Source organism: Echinicola arenosa (assembly GCF_014841125.1).
GTDB lineage: Bacteria > Bacteroidota > Bacteroidia > Cytophagales > Cyclobacteriaceae > Echinicola > Echinicola arenosa.
The window spans coordinates 118720-139896 of sequence record NZ_JACYTQ010000001.1 but is presented as its reverse complement, the minus strand read 5'-3'; the positions used below and the strand labels follow the sequence as shown (position 1 = coordinate 139896).

Annotated in this window: 13 protein-coding genes; 4 read left to right on the top strand and 9 right to left on the bottom strand. The window is 39.8% G+C overall.

The annotated features are described in order from the left end of the window. Positions 1-18 precede the first annotated feature (18 nt). From IFO69_RS00555 to IFO69_RS00530, 6 genes are all read right to left on the bottom strand, one after another. The gene (locus tag IFO69_RS00555) at positions 19-1701 is read right to left on the bottom strand and encodes a hypothetical protein (protein ID WP_192007009.1); all 1683 of its coding nucleotides are present in this window, start codon (positions 1699-1701) and stop codon (positions 19-21) included. A 152-nt stretch (positions 1702-1853) separates the two neighbouring features. Continuing rightward, entirely contained in the window at positions 1854-3596 is a 1743-nt protein-coding gene (locus tag IFO69_RS00550; RefSeq protein WP_192007008.1) for a RagB/SusD family nutrient uptake outer membrane protein, read from the bottom strand. 12 nt (positions 3597-3608) lie between these two features. After that, a complete protein-coding gene (locus IFO69_RS00545; protein ID WP_192007007.1) occupies positions 3609-6758 on the bottom strand; it encodes a SusC/RagA family TonB-linked outer membrane protein in 3150 nt (1049 codons plus the stop codon). A gap of 59 nt (positions 6759-6817) precedes the next feature. Then, positions 6818-8158, bottom strand: coding sequence for a sugar porter family MFS transporter (locus IFO69_RS00540; RefSeq protein WP_192007006.1), 1341 nt, complete (start codon positions 8156-8158; stop codon positions 6818-6820). A gap of 203 nt (positions 8159-8361) precedes the next feature. Beyond that, entirely contained in the window at positions 8362-11103 is a 2742-nt protein-coding gene (locus IFO69_RS00535) for a hybrid sensor histidine kinase/response regulator transcription factor (RefSeq protein ID WP_192007005.1), read from the bottom strand. 186 nt (positions 11104-11289) lie between these two features. Further along, positions 11290-11964: a DUF4494 domain-containing protein gene (locus tag IFO69_RS00530; protein ID WP_192007004.1), complete on the bottom strand. Its 675-nt coding sequence runs from the start codon at positions 11962-11964 to the stop codon at positions 11290-11292. Positions 11965-12145: 181 nt separating this feature from the next. Here IFO69_RS00530 and IFO69_RS00525 point away from each other — a divergent pair, with 181 nt between their 5' ends. After that, positions 12146-14428 carry a patatin-like phospholipase family protein gene (locus IFO69_RS00525; protein WP_192007003.1) on the top strand — a complete coding sequence of 761 codons (2283 nt, stop codon included), beginning with the start codon at positions 12146-12148 and terminating at the stop codon, positions 14426-14428. A gap of 21 nt (positions 14429-14449) precedes the next feature. Here the strand turns inward: IFO69_RS00525 and IFO69_RS00520 are convergent, their stop codons facing one another. After that, a complete protein-coding gene (locus IFO69_RS00520) occupies positions 14450-16471 on the bottom strand; it encodes a cation:proton antiporter (RefSeq protein ID WP_192007002.1) in 2022 nt (673 codons plus the stop codon). A gap of 89 nt (positions 16472-16560) precedes the next feature. Then, complete coding sequence (locus IFO69_RS00515) at positions 16561-17040, bottom strand: Mpo1 family 2-hydroxy fatty acid dioxygenase (protein WP_192008913.1); 480 nt, start codon at positions 17038-17040, stop codon at positions 16561-16563. Positions 17041-17136: 96 nt separating this feature from the next. Between IFO69_RS00515 and IFO69_RS00510 the strand changes: the two genes are divergently transcribed. Genes IFO69_RS00510 through IFO69_RS00500 form a run of 3 tightly spaced genes read left to right on the top strand, consistent with a single transcriptional unit; the run spans position 17137 to position 20400 of the window. After that, positions 17137-18255 (top strand): NAD(P)/FAD-dependent oxidoreductase, encoded by a 1119-nt coding sequence (locus IFO69_RS00510; protein WP_192007001.1) that lies wholly within the window; start codon positions 17137-17139, stop codon positions 18253-18255. A 58-nt stretch (positions 18256-18313) separates the two neighbouring features. Continuing rightward, complete coding sequence (gene nhaC / locus IFO69_RS00505; RefSeq protein WP_192007000.1) at positions 18314-19792, top strand: Na+/H+ antiporter NhaC; 1479 nt, start codon at positions 18314-18316, stop codon at positions 19790-19792. Further along, complete coding sequence (locus tag IFO69_RS00500) at positions 19789-20400, top strand: 3'-5' exonuclease (RefSeq protein WP_192006999.1); 612 nt, start codon at positions 19789-19791, stop codon at positions 20398-20400. Before nhaC ends, IFO69_RS00500 begins: the two co-directional genes overlap by 4 nt. Here IFO69_RS00500 and IFO69_RS00495 read toward each other — a convergent pair. Continuing rightward, entirely contained in the window at positions 20384-20980 is a 597-nt protein-coding gene (locus tag IFO69_RS00495; RefSeq protein ID WP_192006998.1) for an IMPACT family protein, read from the bottom strand. The genes IFO69_RS00500 and IFO69_RS00495 overlap by 17 nt on opposite strands. Between the last annotated feature and the right edge of the window lie 197 nt (positions 20981-21177).

Here is a 21177-nt window from a genome sequence, read left to right as displayed (position 1 = left end):
TGAGTGTTTTTAAATATTTTATCTTTCTGAGAAATCCAATTTGATCACATTGTTTTCTGGTGATATTCTGAATACAACATCTTCTGATGGTACAGAGAATTGGCCTTCCAATGCGTTTATGATATAGCTGTTTTCTTGGAAAATACTGCTGATGCTTTTCTTCTGGATAGTCTCAAATGGTAGTTCTTTACTATCCTTAGGAGTGGTAAGGTCAAGGAACCAGTCTAGTTGATCTGCCCCATCAATTGTTATTTGCATCTCCTTTTCATCCATGTTAAGGACAAGAGTGCCTTCCTTAGATTCAAGTGGCCACCTGATCTGAAGTTTTCCCGCTTCAGGGTTGCTAATCTTTGGAATGCCTCCTTTTAAGGACATAGTTTTGCCATCCAAAGTATAGTTGATTTTTAGTCCAGCCAATTCTTTCGATGTGCTCCATAGATAGCCATCCACAATGGGTTGTGTGAAAAAGAGTGCTTGATTGCTTTCCAGCTTATTATGAAGGTAGGGAGAGGGAATGTTTTCATCGAATAAATGAATGTCCCTAAACCTAAGTGTGCCATCTTCCCACAAGATATTGGCACGATAAAAACGGCTATTGAACCAAACGGTTTTGAGATCACTTCCAGGAAGGTCATTTTCCACAGTTACAGAAGTTGCTGGAGTGGTTTTGTAGGTTTCTGAGAACCACTTGCCAGATGCTTCCAGGGTTTCGATTTTAATTTTACCTTGGTCGCGTAATTTTGCAAGTACCGGCATTTGGATCTCAAATCCTTTTTTCATTCCCTCCCAAGTAAATGAGTTTTCTTGGCCAGCTTGGGTATAGGCAAATTCCATTGATTCACCGTTAATAAATTCCTGTAAATACCAGTTTACCCAAGTTTCATTTCCTCCTCCATCTTGATATACAGGTTCTAAGGTAATTACCCCTTGACGCTCTCTTTCAAGGCCGGTATCATACTGACGGATAGGGTCACTTCCTAACATCCGGAAAATAGGTACTGGGATTTGATTCTCTTCATTTTGTGCAGGCATATAAGAGTTGATTTTGCTTGGGTAATAAGCTTGGTTCCAATAGCCGCCCCATAAAGTGTATCCATCCGTACCAAACTGATCTTTACAATTGGCAGAAGCAACAATCTTGTAATTTTCATAGAGATAATTCAAAGTATGGGTGTCGATAAACCAAGAGGCTACCGACTTGGGGTAATAACCAAAAGCCGCTTTAAAATCTTCCATATAAACATCTACCAGTTTTTCTCTTTCTTCTGGGGTATAACCTGTGGAAAAACCAACATCAGGGTGCCAGTCCCAAGGGAACCTTCCTCTCCATTCCAAACCGGCTTTTTCAACCAAAGGTTGTGGGATTTCCCACCACGCGCCAATTTCAAAAGTACCTTTGGGAAGGCCTTTAAGAAGTTTCTGGTAGCGCTCATCCACCAATGCATCATACTGTAATAGAAAGGTCCCGCCTAGATCATGTTTTTTCATGATATCAATTTGATTGACAACAGTTTGGTAGAGCACGTCTTTGGTAATATTCTCATCTCTTGGCTCAAGCTCACGAATGAAGTTCACAATGTTGACGATTTTCGGTTTGTTCCGGTTTTCCGTAACTATATTCTCTTTGGAATCATTTTTACATGAAAGAATGAAGCTGTAGCAAAGAAAAATTAAGAGTAAGGTAATAGGTCTAAGGTTCATTGGTTAATCGATTTAGTTGAATTTATAAACTTTGTTATATTTTATTAAAAATAAAATATTGACCTATAAATTATTCTCTTGCATAGCTTTAAACCTTCAAAGTTTTCTTGAACTTGGCGGGCTGAATTACCTGGCCCGCCAAGTTAATAGGTTTAATAGCCCGGGTTTTGTTTGTAGACTCCGCCGGTAAAGTCAATTTCCCTTTGTGGTATAGGATAATATTCATCCCTTCCAGAGGTGAATTCAGCATTTGAAAGAAAGTCTCTTTTGGTTTTTTCTTCAGCCAAATAATCATTCAAGACTTCTTCCGCTTCTCCCCATCTGACAAGATCAAAGAAACGGTGCCCTTCCATAGCAAACTCCAATCTTCTTTCAAATTTCAATGCTTTCCAGGCATATTCTTTGCTGGGGAAGCTAGTGTAGGTACTGATGTTGTAAATGTCAGTAGCACCCGCATCCATAGGCCTTTGTGTACTGTTGGCTGCACGTTGTCTTACCTGGTTGATGATAGGCAGGGCTTCATTCCACCTGTCCAATTGAATGAGAGCTTCTGCTTTCCACAACAAAACATCAGCATAACGAATAAAATCGATGTTTTTTGAAGTGCCGATAAAAGGACCTTCTTTTTTGTAGCAAGAGCAGTCAGGAGCCTGTTGTTCTTTCATGTTTCCAAAATAGCCATATACACCTGGGTCTCTTGCCCAGCTGAAATTGTACACCATATCTCCTGCGCTGTTTACAGTATTCCTATACTTAAATGGTCTGCCAGGTATCCCAACGGTATGGTCTAACCGAGGGTCGACGGTCAAGCCAGCAGCAACCGGGCTAGTGCCATCAGGAAGTACGGAATTAAAAATGTCCGAGTCATTGAATGTGTCTAGCAAAGGCAATCCATTATCATCCGTTTCGAAAGCATTTACCATGTTTTGGCTGGCTAAGTGAAATCCACAGCATCCGTAAAGGCCAGTACCGTGTGGAGAATTCAATCCGGTTACATAACTTACCCGGCCGACAGTGGTTCCGTCATTGATGGAGAATTGAACTGCCCAGATAGATTCCGGCCCATTGTCAAAACCATCAAGGAAATTATTCCCAAAGTCACCTTCCAAACTGCCATTTACTTCGTCTACATATTGAATTACTTCTTCCAATCTGGAAGTATTAATATTGACCACTTGATGCTGGTCGTTTTGTTCATAAGCTTGGTATAATCTTACTTTGGCTAAGTAAGCCGCTGCAGCATTTTTATCTGCTCTACCTACTTCCTCCTGAGATTGGGGTAGGTTGTTATAGGCAAATTGAAAGTCCTCTGAAATCTTGTTCCAAAGCTCTTCATCCGAGACATCATTGGAAACTTGGGCGATCTCTTCTTGGCTCAAATCCTCAGTGATATAGGGTATTTTACTGAAAATCGTTTTGAGAATAAAATGTGAGTGGGCTCGCAAAAACCGAAGTTCAGCTTGACGCTTAGCCTTATCAGGATAATCAGCATCAGGAATATCATTGATGACCTGAAGGGCAAAGTTAGCCCTGGAGATGGCTTTATAAAAGTTGGTCCAAGTACGCGGAGCCATGAAATCACCCTGATCAGGAATGGTCAGGTTATATTGTTCATATCGGTCAATTTCGCCCACATCTCCTCGGCCGCCACCGCCTTTGTAAGCATCATCAGATCGGACACTGCCATAGACCCACATGGAGGTCAGTGGCCCCACCATTTCATCATTACCAATGCCCGCATAGGCCGCAATAACCAAACCCTCTGCATTATCTGGAGTAGCCACATTATCGCTAGAAAGTACCCCTTCCGGTTCATATTCCAGAAAATCTTCTGAGCATGCATTTAGGCTCAAACCCAATATCAATGTCGCTAGATATATCTTATAAGTTTTCATAATATTCATCATTTAGAAATTTACATTAAGTCCCAATGTAAAAGTGGTCGGAACAGGTATCCTGTTGACATCGGTCCTTTCTGGGTCGGAACCGATATAGTCTTTAGGTGTGATCCAGAATAAGTTTTCACCCTGAAAATAAAGTCTTAATCTTGACATACCTGCCCAGTTGTTGATCAAGTCTTCAGAGAAAGAATAGCCCAACTGAAGATTCCTTACCTTGAAATAAGAATTGTTTCTAAAGAGATAATCAGATGTTCTGGTATCGTTAAAGGCAAGGGAAAGTGCTGGGATATCCGAGTCTGTGTTTTCTGGAGTCCAAGCATCCATTACTCCCAGACCTGCATTTTCTCTACCCTGAACAAAGTTGTTCCAGAAGATATAAGGGTCTTGGCCAATCCTGCCAGTAACACCTGATCCGAAAATGGAAAAATCAAAATTTTTGTATTTTATGTCAAATCCAATTCCATATTCCAGAGCAGGTAAGGTGGTGCCGATAAAATCTCTGTCATCCGAATCAATTACACCATCGTTATTGATGTCCTTGAACTTTAAGCTTCCTGGTCTAGCACCAACTTGCTCAGGACTATTGTCCACATCTTCTTGGCTTTGGAACAATCCGTCAGATTGATAACCAAAGATGGAAAATTGAGAATGACCTAGTATTGAATTGTTAATAGTACCAGGGAAGGCTGTCCTTACTTCTTCTGGCAAAAAGGTAATTTCATCTTTGAAGGCACCAAAATTGGTGTTGATCGATAAAGTGAGGTCACTATTGAAATCTTTAGCATAATTCAATGCCAGTTCCCAACCGTTGGTTTTAGTGGAAGCACCATTCAATACCCTTTGCTGACCTTCTCCTATAACCGAGGCTATTGGTGGTGTGGTTAATATGTCACTGGTTTCTCTGGTGAAGTAATCGAAGGATCCGTTAATGGCATAATTGAATAAGCTGAAATCCAAACCAAAATTCCATTCTTGAGTGGTTTCCCATTTTAAATCTGGGTTTTCTGCCTGTATGGAGACAAATCCTGAGGGAAGGTTCCCAGTATTATTTCCGTTGATATCATAGGCAGTCCCAACATTGTAGTAAATCTCAAAGAAACCACCGATATACTGGGCTTGGTTGGGGCCATATCTGGATTCATAAAGTCCAAACCTTGCTAAGTCACCAATTTCTTGGTTACCTACTTCACCATAGCCCACTCTAAGTTTTAAATCGGAAAGTGTTTCATTGTTTTTCAAGAACTCTTCGTTGCTGATTCTCCAGCCCACAGTTGCCGCAGGAAAGACCCCGTAACGATTGTTTTTACCAAAACGACTAGATCCATCCCTTCTAAGGGTAAATGAGGCCAAATAACGGTCGGAAAATGCATAATTTATTTTACCAAATTGGGAAAGTAGGCGACTTCCAGTTGATCTACCATTTGAAGTTCTTGCACCTGTTGCCGCATCCAAAACAAAGTAGGACTCAGTTTCCACCGCGAATCCATCTGCTATGGATACGATACTGTTAAAATCATCTTTAATGGATTCTACACCAAGTAGGACATCAATTCGGTGGTCTCCTTTTTCCAGCTGGTAATTCAAAGTGTTGGAAAATACAAGACTGGTGAATTTATTGGTGTCCCAGATCAATCGGTTATTGCTTCTAGTAATAAAGCCGTTGTTTACAGTGGGTTCTATGTCTTTTTTGGCGTAATCACTGAAGTCAAGGCCTAAACTGGTTTTGAAAGTAAGGTTTTCTAGGATAGACCATTCCGCAAAGACATTTCCGTAGAAATTGTTTTTACGTGTATTGTCCCAGCGGTTAATGTACTGCATCAGCACAGGGTTGTTTCTGTCTGAATATCCTGAGCCTAAAGGTCCAGCAAAGTCACCATTGGCATCATAAACCGGAATAGTTGGAGCCATGGTGATGGCCAGGCCAGGAGTAGGGGCGCTTCCGACATCCGGAGAAGCCAATGTTTCGTTAGAAGATGAAAACTGGGTATTTAGTCCAAAACGGACTTTATCATTAAATAGCCACGTGTTGGCATTTAACCGAGCAGTGTAACGCTCAAAGTCAGTGTATTTCAAAATACCAGTGTTTTTATAATGGTTAAGGTTTAACATCAGGGAAGATTTCTCAGAGTTAGTGGTTACGGTCAATTCATTATTGAAAGCATAGCCAGCTTCATAAGTAGCATTTTGCCAATCTGTATCACCTGCAGGAACACTTTGGTCACCCCCTACATAAGGCTGAACAGTCACACTGTTCAAGACTGGATTGTCAAAGTCTCCATTCCAATCAAAATTGTAAATCTCTCCATATCCACCAGCGGGATCAGCTCCGTCATTGACAGAGGCTCTCCACAAAGCTTCACCACGTTGTTCAGCGTTTAGCATGTCATAACGTTGCTGTTTTTCGGAAAGCATGGAAAAACTGGAATTAAAACTTACACCTATTTTTTCTCCACCCAATGTTTTGTTCTTGGTAGTGACCACAATTACTCCATTGGCAGCTCTAGAACCGTATACAGACGAAGCAGAGGCATCTTTTAAGACCTGGATAGATTCAATTGCCTCTGGATTTAAGCTGGCAAATACTTCAGGACGCTTGGTGGGAACTCCATCAATTACATATAACGGATCATTGTTTCCCAAGGTGGTGATGCCTCGGATCAGCACACGACTACTTGCGCCGGAAGGATCTCCGGACTTTTCCACATAAAGCCCCGGTACTCTACCTTGCAAGGCCTGCATGGGATTACCGCTACTCATGCTTTGTCCCTCTATGGGGGTTAAGTCAACCGCTACAATGGCACCTGTCATGTCGGACTTTTTCTGGGTACTGTATCCTACAACCACTACTTCATCAAGATTGGAGAAGTCCTGGCCAAGTGTGATATTGATGATGCTTCGGTTTCCAACTGTTTCTGTAATGGTTTTGTATCCAATAAATGAAAAGACAAGGATATCTTCTGCGGTAGCAGAGATGGAGTAATTTCCATCCAAGTCAGTAATGGCCCCTTTTGCAGTGCCTTGCACTTGGACTGTCACACCTGGGAGAGGGTCTCCTGTGGACTCATCAGTAATTTTGCCCGTGATGTCGCTGGTTTGGCCCAATACAGGCCAGCTAAGTAACAAGGCAAATAATAAACTTAAAATTGTTGTTTTCATAAGGTAAATGGGTTTGTCATGTTAACTGATTAGGGTTAGTGAATGATAATTTTTTTGTTTCATGAGTTGATAGATTGGGTTTTATGATGTAATTGTTTTTGTAACTGTTCTAATTCTATACCTTTAGTTTCTGGCATGATAAACCATACAAAACCTACCTGAAGTAACATCATGCTAAAGAATATGATGAAAATTTGATAGGGAGAGAGGCTGTCTATCAAAACCGCTCCAAACAGCGTGATGATCGCTGCAACTGCCCAATGAATTCCAGCCCCGAAGGATTGCCCCATAGCACGGATTTTGGTGGGGAAAATTTCAGCAATGAAGACCCAAATAACCGCTCCTTGACCGATCCCGTGAGAAGCGATAAACAACAGGATAAAAGAGAGAATAAAACTAGGACTTGAGTTGGTGTAAAAGCCATAACTGATCATGGCCAAGCTAAGAATGTATCCCATTGAGCCTACCAGCATCAGTGATTTCCTGCCTGTTCGGTCTATCAGGTACATGCCGACCAAGGTGAAAACAAGGTTGGTGCAACCTATATAAACAGCTCCCAATAGGGAAGTTGAGGTGACATAACCGGCCTTTTCCATAATCTCAGGGGCATAGTATAGGATAAAGTTGATCCCACTAAACTGATTGAAAAAGGCAATGGCCGCCGCCAGAAATAAAATGAATTTATTTTTGTTCGAAAAGAGCTTGAGTTTTTTTGACTGGATAGAGTCTTTTTGGATGGTGGAAAGTATGGTGTCGATTTGTTGTGGATTTGATGTTTTTTCCAACACTTTTCTAGCGGCAGTCAAATTTTGTTTTTTCAATATTAACCACCTTGGGCTCTCAGGAATGTCTAAAATGAATGCCAAGAAGAGCAAAGCCGGGATAACTTCTGCTGCTAACATCCATCTCCAGTCATTGCTTCCTCCGACTCCTTGCAAAAAGTAGTTGGAAATATATGCGAGTAGAATACCAGTGACAATATTAATTTGATAAAGGCCAACTTGCCTACCTCTATGGTACGCTTGGCTGATTTCAGAAACGTAAGTGGGAGCAGCTATTGATGAGGCACCAATGGCCAAGCCTCCTATAAACCTATAAAACGAAAAGATATATGGGTCAGTGGCAGAAGCTGTCCCTATTGAAGAAACCAAGAAAAACACACCAATCCAGAAAAGGGTGTTTTTCCGGCCAATTTTGTTACATGGAATTCCTCCAAACAAAGCTCCCATGACTGTCCCCCAGAGTGCTACAGACATGATGAAAAATCCATGAAACCACTCAGAAGTCTCCCATAATAATTTTAATGGGAGGTTGGCTCCTGAAATAACAGCGGTGTCAAATCCGAATAAAAATCCGGATATAGATACGATTATAGAATAATATGATGTTATTTTCTTCATGGCTTATTGTTGATACCAAGCTATGAAGAAGTGATAGTGTAATGTTTTAAAATTGTGTCAAAAACTTATAAATTTATTCCAATACTCGATAAAATAAGCCAATAATGGCTTTTTAAATGAATTTCAAACGGTTTAGATAATTTTAAAAGTAAGATAGGAATTTCAAAATCGTTTCATAATTTTAAAATTGTATCATTCTTCGATCAATTTACTTTTTCGTGTTCTCTAAAGTCCGAAGGGGTAATGCCAAAATGATTTCTAAAGGCAGTAGAAAAATAAGCTGATGTGGTAAAACCAACCTGAAATGCGATGTCCGCAATGGGGCTGTTTTCATTGACCAATAAGTGCTTGGCTTTTTTGAGACGTACTTTGTTTATATAATCGTTGACACTGTACCCTAACAATGCTTTTACTTTTCTGTACAGTTGGCCTCTTGATAGGCCTATTTCTTCGCAAATCTCATTTACTCCGAAATGAGGGTTATGAAAATTCTTTTCAACGATTGATGTGAATTCACTAACAAACCGTTTATCGGGAGAGGTTTTTTTAGTTTTTGGGTTTTCAATGGGCAATTCATGAATATAATGTTCTCTTAATTTTTGTCTACTGGCCAGTAACATTTTGATTCGTTCTAGAACCATGTTGAAATTAAAAGGTTTTGGAATGTAATCATCTACTCCCAACCTAATACCCAAAATACGTTCTTCTATTCCGCTTTTTGCTGAGATAACAATGATTGGTATGTGAGAAGTCCTAAGGTCATTTTTTAGCTTGCGGACTATGTCAAAACCGTTTTTATGCTGGAGCATTAAGTCACATGTGATAAGGTCTGGTATTTCATCCATTGCTTTGGCCAGCCCAATTTCCACACTTTTGGCTTCCAGTACTTGATAGTACTTGCTCAATTGATGGGATAGGTAATTTCGAATTTGTTCGTCATCTTCTATGATTAAAATTGTTTGTTCCTTTATCCCCTCTTTTACTTGTACTTCCAAGCTTTCAGGCTCCTCAAAGTAGCCAATATTTTCTTCCGAAAAGTACTGTTGTGTAGTTCCTTCGAGAATTTCAGATGCCTTGAAGTGATTTTTTCCAAGCTTAAGTGTTACCTGGAAAGTGGTACCAATTCCTTCTTTGCTATCTACTGAAATTTCTCCTTTATGCAAATCAATCAATTCCTTGCTTAATGCCAGTCCTATCCCAGTACCTGTTTTGGAAAATGTTTCACCTTGGTAGAAACGATCAAAAACACGTTCCATGGATGCATTGGACATGCCTTTTCCAGAATCTTCTACTTTGATATTTACCGTGTTGTCAAGGGAGATAGTAAAGACCTTAATCAAAATGCTTCCTTTATTGGAGGTGAATTTAAAAGCATTTGAAAGTAAGTTAAACATCACTTTATCCAACATCATGGGGTCAAACCAAGCTTTGATGGAACGATCCTCTGTGATTAGCTTGAAAGTAATTTCATGGTTTTCAGCTGTTTTTCTGAATGAGGACATGATGTCTTCAATAAAAGGAATCAACTCTTGTTCTACAGCTTTCACTTTCATTTTATGGTGATCAATCTTTCTCAAATCCATCAATTGATTGACCAGCCTGAGCAAGCGCATGGTGTTATTGCGGATAAGTGTCAAGTCATTTTTAAAAGGAGCAGTTTGATGATTTTGCAATAAATCTTCCACAGGTGCCTGGATAAGTGTGAGTGGTGTTCTAAATTCGTGCGAAATATTGGTGAAAAACTCAAATTTCTGCTGGGTAGCCTCTTCAGCTTTTTTTGACAGTTTGAGCACTTTGTCCTTTTGCTCGGATATTTCTTTGTTTTTACTTTTTAATTCCTCATTGATTTCCTGCTTTTCTCGGAGGGATTTGAAAACATAGGCCAGTGAAAGAATGGCTACAAATAAGGTAAATCCAAACCCAAATAGAAATGTTCTTTGGTTACGGTAAATTTCCATTTGGGTGCTGATCCGTTCATTTTGCTTGGTGATGTTGGCTTGTTGGTCAATGATTTTATCCGTTTGCTGCTTCATGATACGGACATTAGAGGAATCAACAGCAGCGGTTTGGAGGATGTTTTCCTTATCGAATTTCTCCCCTGTGAGGATTTTAAATGCGACCTCTATGGCCTTGTCTCCTCCTGTTGGATAGAAGAAAGTGGCATCTAGTATACCATCGGAAACTGCCTGTATACCTCCGTATGGACCAGGGAGGGCATCTACACCAACAAACTTTTTATTAGTGATTTCCAGATCCTTTAAGACTTCGTAGGAGCCAATCGCCATGACATCATTGTGTCCAAAGATCAGGTCAAAATCGCTGGATTGTTCTTGAAGAAGATGTGCTCTTAATCGATTCTTTGCTGTGTCCTTTTCCCACTCACCATTGATACTTTCAGCAATTGCGATATTTGTGCCTGAGAGAGCAGAGGTTAGTCCTCGATGCCTTTCGATGGCCGGAGAACTTCCCCTCAATCCCCACATTTCCATGATTTTTCCTTCCCCTTTAAGTAAGTTACGAATATATTGTCCTGCGGAATAGCCTACTTCGTAATTATCTCCACCAACATAGGCAGAATATAAGTTCGAGGTGGTTTTTCTATCTACTACGATTACGGGAATTCCACTATGGAACACTTCTTCAATAATAGGGGTAATGGGAGCAGATTCATTGGGTGATACAATCAACAGATCAATGCCTGCCTCCATAAATGCTCTTATCTGCTGAATTTGAGTGTTATTATTGCCTTGAGCATCTTTGATTTCGAGTGAGAGTCCAGGATAGAAGCTGAGTTCCCTGAACATCTCCTCATGCATGGTTCTTCTCCAGGCATCATTGCTGACGCATTGGGAAAAACCAATCTTGAATTGTGGGGCTTCATCACCATTCCCACAAGAAAATAAAACGAACAATACGATGAAATATAGCCAGGTCTGGACTTTCATAAATTAGGTTTAGGTTACTTCGGGAGACTTAAGATCCATCTTGCTCTAGCGCTTTGACTTGTCAGTATAACAAATATGCTAAAAATGATGGACTGTGGGAGCTTTTGAAAAAATAAAATCAGGGCAGTAAATAGAAAAAGGTTGGCTTCTGAGACCAACCTTTGTAAAAGATTATTTGTGGGAATATTATATATCTTCTTCCTCTTCTTCAGAGTCAGCTTCTTCGGCATAAGCTTTTTCATCATCCTTGTCCAAGGATTCATTGGAAGGAATTTCATCATCATCATAATGGTCTTCCAAATCGTCCTCCTCTTCTTCCGGTTCAGCTTGCTTCACATTAGCAGCTCTTGCTTCTTCCCTTCTTGACTGATCGGCTTTTACTTCACTGACAGGCTTCAGGTGAGAGGGTGGGGGAGGTAACAACTCCTCATCTTCGCTTTCATAAGGGAAAATCTCCACGATCGGGCTTTCGTTGATATCAGGAACCCTGAAAGTAACGAGCATATTGCTCAGACTTTCGTGAATTCTTTCGTAAGCTTCTTTGACATCATGAGCAGTTACCAACATATATTGGGTGACCTTCTTTTCCTTTCCACTATCTGCGTCAGCCACTACATAAGTGATTTTACATTTGTGCCATACGTCAATGTCATCGTAGAAAAAGACATCCACTATATTACTTTTACTGATATTGGTTACCTGAAAATCACCTCGGATGACACTGCCTAACATGTCGTATATCCGGGCCTCTGCTTCAGTAAAAGAAACCGCATCGATGAGGTATTGTTCTGACACATTTTTGAGCAAACCTTGCTCATTTTCCTTCGCGTATTTTACTTTGCACAAAAACCAAGTTCTCATTATTTTCCTTTATTTAAACTATTGGTCGGCTAAGGTAATATCTAATGAAGAAAGCCCAAATAGAAATTTTCAAAATTACTCAAATCGTCTATTCTTTTTGAATTTGAATGATTTGACTTTTTGGGATAGTAGTATAAATAACTGATGAAAAAGTGTATATTAACTTTTAAAAATACAATTTATGTGGAATAGTGTTTTGCACAGCTTCCCAATACAATTGCTTAAACTTCACCTTAAAAAAAATATAGCCTTGGTGGGGATTTGGGTCTTGTTGGTGTTGATTTTTTCTGGAAATTTTGGCAAGGTATTAGGAATTCCTTATTTATTTTTGGATCCGGAATACCTTAACAGGGTATCGTGGTTGGGATTTTTTTTGATGGGGATAGGCTTTGCTGTTTTTACCATGGCTTTCCATATGACTACTTACATCATGGATGCAGCCAAGTTTCAGTTTTTGGCTGTTCTTTCAAGGCCATTCATTAGGTTTTGTATTAACAATAGCATCATTCCTTTTGCAGCCTATCTTATTTATTTTTTAAGTTTCATTCTTTTTCAATTGGATAATGAGTTGGATGATCAATGGGAGATAGTGAAGTTTGTGTTAGGCTTCATGGGGGGCAATGTGCTCACTTTCTTATTGCTGTTCTCCTACTTTGCGCTAACAAATAAGGATTTCTTTGTGATGTTCACAGATACATTGGACAAAAGGCTAAGAAAGACAAAAGTATCCAGGGCCAATGTGATCAAACGCTATAAGGATAGAAAAAGAGCTGAGAGAAAAGTAGATACTTATCTGGATATTGATTTTAAGCTAAAGCCTGTTAGGGAGGACTTGGCCAGATTTGAAGGGAATAAGCTCTTAAAAGTCTTTGACCAAAATCACCTTAACCTGTTTATCATTGAAACAGTGCTTGTAGGTGTTATTTTGTTTTTGGGCTTTTTTAGGGATTATGAGTTTTTACAGTTTCCAGCTGCCATGAGCGTAATGTTGATTTTTTCCATATTGACTTTATTGGTAGGAGCATTGACCTTTTGGCTGAGGAGTTGGTCCACATTTATAGCGATAGCCCTGTTTGTGATTTTTAATATGGCCTCTAGCACACCGATCATGAACCGTCCCCATTCTGCCTTGGGACTGGATTATGATGGCGATCCGGCAGAATATAACCTTGCTCGGTTGAGAACTTTATTACATCCTGATACCGTTTCTAAGGACAAGAGCAAAACAGTGGAGATTTTGAACAATTGGCGGGCGAAATTTCTAGAGGATAAGAAACCTAAGATGATGGTGATTACCTCTAGCGGAGGAGGGCAGAGGGCTGCTTTATGGACCTTACATGTATTGCAGCAAATTCACCAAAAAACCGGAGAACGGTTTATGGAGCATACCAGGCTCTTTACAGGTGCTTCTGGCGGGGTTGTTGGAGCTGCTTTTTTTAGGGAGTTATACCTCAGGTCTCTCCATGATGATTCAATTGATCTCACCGACCATAAATATTTGGAACAAATTTCTTCAGATAATCTTAACCCTATCATTTTTACATTAATGATCAATGACCTATTGATCAGAAACCAGCATGTGACCTATAATGGAAGGAAGTATTTGGAGGATCGGGGATTTGCCTTTGAAAATCAGTTGAACATCAATACACAAGGTATATTGGATAAACCTTTGTCAGCATATGCAGCGCCTGAGTTAAACGCTGACATTCCTATGCTTCCTGTGACACCATTGATTGTCAATGATGGCCGTAAACTGTTTATTGCTCCACACAGCATGAGCTATATGGGGATTTCAACTGAGCAACTTACTGGCGAGGAAGAAAAAAGTCAGTCAATAGACTTTTTGAGGTTCTTCAACGAACAGGATGCAGGAAGCTTAAGATTTATCAGTGCACTGAGAATGGGAGCCACTTTTCCTTTTATCACTCCAAATATCCAACTTCCTTCTGAGCCTCAAATGGAACTCATGGATTCTGGACTTTCGGATAATTTTGGTATCAACGATGCTTTAAGGTTTTTGTATGTATTTGAGGATTGGATTGCGGAAAATACATCTGGTGTAGTTTTGGTGACCATTAGAGATTCAGAGAAAAATCTCGAAATTGAGAAAAAGACACCTCCAACCATTATGCAGAAGCTGTTTACTCCTCTTAAGAATATTTACATCAACTGGGACAACGTACAAACCTTAAATAATGAAACGCTCTTTAATTTTATGAAAGAAAGGTCTCCCTATGAACTTGACAGGGTTGAGTTTGAGTATTCGGCAAAGGATTTTGTGGAAAGGCAAAAAAACATGGATCTTGGTGAAGATGAGGAAAACAAGGAACTGGAAATCCAGCGGGCTTCTCTGAACTGGAGGCTTACTGCGAGAGAGAAAAGTGATATTTTGAATTGTATCAATAGCTATCAGAATCAGCAGTCCTTGAAAAGGTTAGCAGAGATTTTCAATCGACAATAAGGGAAATGAAGAGTGTTAAATCTAAGACTCTCCAATTTCCTTTTCAAAAACTCCAAGTGATTCAGGTTTGCCCACGACATATACAATATCCCCAAATTTTAGTTTAGTTTCCCCATTGATATTCGAGGTAGTTTTTCCATCTCTTTTTAAAGCGACTAGGTTAATTCCCAGCCCTTCACGAAGGTTGATTTTTTTCAAGGGCTTATTAATATAATTTCCGCTATCCCGAGCAACTTTCAGGCTAACAAAGTTTATTTCTGGCAGGTCAAGGTTGAGGCGATCACGGCCATTGGTTTTGGTGGACCGGAACATTTCATAATTGTGGGAACGTACTTCTTCTGTGAAATCCTCAATTTCATCTTTGGCAATAAGGTACTTGTTAAGCACTCTGGTAAATATCTCAATGGATGTTTCAAATTCCTCTGGGATAACTTCGTCAGCCCCCATGGAGAGATTTGCCGATATTTCGTTGACATATCTTGTTCTTACGATAATCGAGGCGTTTTTTGTCAAAAGCCTGATGGTCGCAATGATGCTTTTGGTGGCATCACTGTTGCTAATTGCAATGACTACCACACGAGCTCGATGGACATTGACGTGCTTGAGCACAATTTCATTGGAAGCATCACCATAAATGATGGGCTCCCCTTTTTCTGCTTCCACCCGGACAGTTTCCGGATTCATTTCAATAATGGAATAAGGGATTTTCGCCCTTTTGGCTGCTTTGGATAGGTTCCTTCCGTTAAGTCCGTAGCCAATGATCACCAAGTGATCTGATAATTCTTCCCCTTCAAAGTTGGCCATGGAAATACTTCCTGCTGCACTGATGAATTTGGTTTTAAGCTGTTTGGGTAATGGAAGGTTGACGATCTTAAATGATAAGTTTTCCCTTTTATTGATAACAAAAGGTGTAATGGCCATGGTAATAATGGAAACAGCCAGAAAATATTGGTAATTGTTTTCATCCAATAACTCAAATTTAAGACCCTCTTTGGCGAGTAAAAGCGAAAATTCACCAATTTGAAATATTGAAAAGCCTACAATAAAAGCCTCTTTGAAGTCTACTCCAATAGAACGGACGGCTATGGCTGTCATGATGAATTTGATACTGAATACCATTAACAACAGTAAAAGAATGATTCCTATATGCTGGAACAAAAAGCCCACATCAAACAGCATTCCCACTGAGACAAAGAAGAAGCTCAAGAAAATCTCCCGAAAGGGCAAGATTTTACCCGTAGCATGATGACTGTATTCCGACTCACTGATGATCAAACCTGCCAAGAATGCTCCCAGTCCCAAAGAGAGCCCCATCAATGAAGTCAAGAAAGCCACTGAAAAACAAATCACGATGATACTTAGTAAAAAGAGTTCTTCATTTCTTGTCCTTGCAATGCGGTATAGTAGGTTTGGGATCAGGTATTTGGCCGATAGGATAGTGATCAGAATGACCAAGCCTCCTTTTACAATCATATAGAAAAGAGAAAGAAAGATATTGTCAGATTCCCCAGCCAGCATTGGCGTCAATAGCATCATAGGAACAATAATAATGTCCTGAAATATCAAAATGGCCAAAATTGTCTTTCCGGTAAGACTATTTACTTGGCCTGACTCTTGGAGAAGCTTTAATACTATAGCAGTACTACTCAAAGCCAAAAGAAAGCCAAAGAAAACGGCTACATTCCACTCAAAGCCGAGAAAATAAGATGCAGTTGATGCAATTAAGATAGTGAGGGCCACCTGCAGGGAACCACCTATAAAGACCGCTTTTTTGATGGACATAAGACTTTTGAGTGAAAATTCCATCCCAATTACAAAAAGCAGCAAGATGACTCCTATTTCACTGAGTACATCCACAGTGGTAGAAGCATTGACAAGTGATAGCCCATAAGGTCCCGCAATGGCTCCTGTGAAAAGGAAACCAATAATGGTGGGAACCTTAAGTCGCATAAACAAAAGAATTACCAAGGTAGCCAAACCAAAAATGATGACTATATCAGGCAACATAGGAAGCTCAGCGGAAGCAATTAAGTAATAATTCATCGAGTGAAATAAATGGATCAGATAATCTTGAACTTTAAAAATACAATAAGATCAATGAATTACATAAGTGCTGATGAAAATAGCTTTACCTAATAGGCAAATCCAAAACGTTTATAAATAAAATGCATCAACCAAGCTGGGCCAATTAGTAGAAACTGAACATCCTTCAAAAATGATGGTTTCTTACCTTCTATTTTATGTCCATAAAACTGTAAGATCCAAGCAATCAGAAAGATCAACAGGCTAATGGCCCATAGTGGAACAGGAGAGATAATGGTAATTAAGTTGGCCAGAAAAAGACAAAATGCAGCAAACAAGAACATTCCCAGCGCCAGTGGAGGGGAAAGGGAGTAATAATAAAAAAGTACAATTGCTAGCGCTGCTGTTGCCCAATTGGCAAATGGGCCAAGGTAAGGAGAAAGAAAGGCTATTGGTTCTGTGGGAATACTGAAAATTAGGCCGACTATGCTGAAGAAGATAGCAGGAACGCAGATCCAGTGAATTCTTTTGTTTACTGGATTTTGGTGACTTACGCCATATTCACTTAATAATTGGTCTATTTTTCTTATGTTAGTTTGGGCCATCGGAAAATGAATTTGTATTTAGTGGTTGAAGCTCATTTAATTTAATGAATCTAAGCGGAATATTATTTATCAGAAGAGATTATGTTAAGCTATTGGGAAAAGAAAAATCTTATTCAATATGATTTAGTAGTAGTAGGAGCGGGCTTTGTCGGCTTATCTACGGCCATTCACTATAAGGAAAAATTTCCAAGACGATCTGTGTTGGTATTAGAAAGGGGCGTTTTTCCAAGTGGAGCCAGCAGCAGAAATGCAGGATTTGCTTGTTTTGGAAGCTTGACAGAAGTAGTGGAAGACCTAAAGACCAATACTGAGGAAGAAGTGTTTGAGTTGCTCACCAAGCGCCGCTTGGGTTTGAAAAATATCAGGAATGTTTTTGGTGATGCCCCATTGGATTACAGACCTTGCGGAGGTTTTGACCTGATCAGAAAGCATGAGGAAGATACACTTGATGAAATGGAAAGGATTAATTCTTTCTTGAGACCATTTTTTGGAGAAGAGGTTTTTGAAAAAGTGGAGGGCAAGGATAAGTTTGGTTTTGCTCCAAGTGTTACCAATATTGTCAAAAATAAATTTGAAGGACAACTTGACCCAGCTAAATATTTACAATGCCTTTGGAGAAAATGTCAGGATTTGCAGATCAATATTTTAACCGGAGCTGAAGTGAGCCTGTTGGATAAGGAAAATTGCAAGGCATATGTAAAGTCTTATTATGATGAAAGCATTGGATTTCAAGGTAGAATCATGGCAATTTGCTCCAATGCCTTCGCAGGGCAGTTGATCGAGAATTTAGATGTCAAGCCGGGAAGAGGGATGATCATGGTTAGTCAGCCATTAGTTGAATTTCCTTGGGAAGGCACTTTCCATTTGGATAGGGGCTATGTTTATTTTAGAAATGTGGACAATCGACTTTTGATCGGTGGAGGAAGAAATTTAGAGGAACAAGAAGAGACCACCACGGCTAGGGGAATCAATGAACATATCAAGGAGCACCTTAAGCAAATAACTTCAGAAATTGTTTTTCCAGATAGAAAGATTGAATGGGATATGGAATGGTCTGGAATTATGGCTTTTGGGGAGCATAAAAATCCAATTATTAAAAAAGTCAATGCCCGTGTGGGAATAGGAGTAAGATTAGGAGGGATGGGTGTTGCGATTGGCTGGGAAGCAGGTAAAGAACTGGCCAGTTTATTGGGAGACTGATTAAATCATATTTTTTGTTAATTTTAAATTTCTAAATTATTATTTCAACCTCATATCAATGACCAACCTTCAAAAAAAGCCCAGCTTAGGGGAAGCGCTCATCCCTATTTTATTTCTTATAATTTTGCTGGTGATCAATATCCGAATTTTTGGTACGGATAGTTTATCGGGTTCTAACCAAATGGTGCTGATATTTTCATCTGCATTGGCAGGCTTGATTGCGATCTTTAGATTAAAGATTGGCTGGGAACCACTTCAGGAAGGTATTGTAAGAAGCATTGGAGCGGCCATGCCCTCGATCTTAATCTTATTATTGATAGGAGCTTTGGCTGGGACGTGGTTGCTTAGTGGGATAGTACCTGCCATGATTTATTATGGCTTGCAGATTTTAAGTCCTGGAATTTTCCTAATTGCGGCCTGTGTGGTCAGTGCTATTGTGTCCATAGCGACAGGAAGTAGCTGGACAACAGTGGCGACGGTAGGAGTGGCACTTCTTGGTATAGGCAAAGCGTTGGGGTTTGAAGATGGGGTAATTGCCGGAGCAATCATTTCAGGCGCTTATTTTGGAGATAAAATGTCCCCTTTGTCAGATACTACTAACTTGGCACCAGCGATGGCTGGGACTGATTTGTTTACCCATATCCGACATATGACCAAGACCACCACACCTTCAATTTTGATAACATTGATCATTTTTGGAGTGATGGGATATACGATAGGAGCGACGGGTTCTGTTGAGCAGGTGAAGGGGATTTCAACAGTGATTTCTGAAAAATTCAATATTAGCGGGTGGTTGTTTATAGTACCAGTTTTGGTTTTAGTGATGATTGTGAAGAAAGTACCAGCAGTGCCGGCTTTATTGGCAGGAGCTTTATTAGGGGGTGTCTTTGCGATAATATTTCAGCCTCAAATAATCCAGACAATTGCCGGAGAGGGAGGTACTTATACCTTCCAGTCATTTAAGGCCGTAATGATGGCCTTATACGGGGAAATCAGTATTACTACATCCAATGAAATGGTTAATGAATTACTCTCAACCGGTGGAATGGCTGGAATGCTCTATACGATTTGGTTGATCATTTGCGCGATGATTTTTGGAGGAATCATGGAAGAAAGCGGAATGCTTATGGTGATTGCAGAGGCGGTCATTGCCAAGGTACATTCTTTGGGTTCGCTGATAGCTTCCACGGCTGCTACCTGTGTGTTTTTTAACCTTACCACATCAGATCAATATTTGGCGATTTTGGTACCGGGTAGGATGTATGCGGATATTTACAATAAGAGAGGGCTTAAGGGCGAAAACCTGAGCAGGACCTTAGAGGATAGTGCCACAGTTACCTCAGTATTGGTTCCTTGGAATACCTGTGGTGCCACTCAGGCATCAGTTTTGGGCGTGGCCACATTGACTTATGCACCTTATTGTTTTTTTAATATTATTAGTCCCTTTATGACGGTACTCTATGGGTATTTTAAGTTGGGGATAAACTACTATACAGAAGAAGAAATGAGAGAAATTCAAAAAGAACTGGCTGTATGATTCCTTTTAGAATAAGTAAAGATGAAGTAAATGAATTGCCAATAGGTCACTTTGAGGGTGAGATTGTTTTGATTGAAGATGAGAAGCTGATAGATGAGGCAGTAAATGAATTAAAGAAGTATACTCGTATAGGTTTTGACACAGAGACAAGACCTTCTTTTAGGAAGGGGGTCCATTATGATGTGTCCTTATTGCAGCTTTCTACTCCAGAAAAAGCTTATTTATTTAGGCTTAACCATGTAGGTTTTCCCAAAAAAGTAATGGACATCTTGGAAGACCCCAATAGGGTGAAAATAGGAGCGGCGGTTCGTGATGACATCAGGGCTTTGAAAAAGCTGAACCCCTCTTTTAAACAGGCTTCTTTCTTTGACCTTAATGAAGAGCTGAAAAAAGTTGGTTTTCACAATGTGGGTGTAAGGAACCTCAGTGCAATGGTTTTGAATATCAGAATTTCAAAATCCGAGCAGGTATCCAATTGGGAGGCTGAGGAATTGACCAAAAAGCAGCAGCTATATGCAGCTACTGATGCTTGGGCTTGTTTAGAGATCTTTGCAGAGCTGTATGATAAAGGTTATCTGGACCCTTTGTTTTCTAATTCAGCATCTTAACGGAAGGGATGTTGTCAAGAATCCCCATTACCTCATCCAGTAATGCCTCTCTAATCGAAAGATGCAGGTGGCAGATATTGTCGAAATCTTGTTTTTTGATCTGTAGATCATAATCCTTGATCAGCTTCATGACATCATTCATGTCCAGGTATTCAAATTGGAATTTTAGGGTTTTGGTGACAATATCAGTAATAATTTCATTAGCTTCAATGGCCTCTGCGGCTGCGGTTTTGTAAGCGGTAATTAATCCTCCGACTCCTAATTTGGTTCCTCCAAAATATCGTATTACTACGATCAATACGTTACTGAGATTATTGGATCTGATTTGGCCGAGAATTGGATCACCAGCGGAATGGTTCGGCTCTCCATCATCATTGGACCTGAAAATATCTTGGTCCTTTCCCAAGATATAGGCATAACAATGGTGACGAGCATCATAATACTTTTTCTTCAAAGCTTCCAATTTTTCCTTTACTTCGTATTCGTCGGAAACAGGGTAGGCAAAGGCTAAAAACTTACTGCCTTTTTCTTTGTATAATCCTTCTGAATCTGTTTTTAGTGTTAAAAATGAATCTTCCATAACTGCTTTGACTGTGTCCTAAAGAAACCGCCTTCAAAAGTATAACCTGTCAAAGGAATCACAAAATTTGTATAGCCTAATCTGAAAGTCATTATAAATTGTTTAGTTTAAGGTAGTGATATGAATTCATTAAATCTTTCTTGACCTTGAGGATGGGAAGGTTGATTTTACTTAAATTAGCTTAGATAAATTTAACT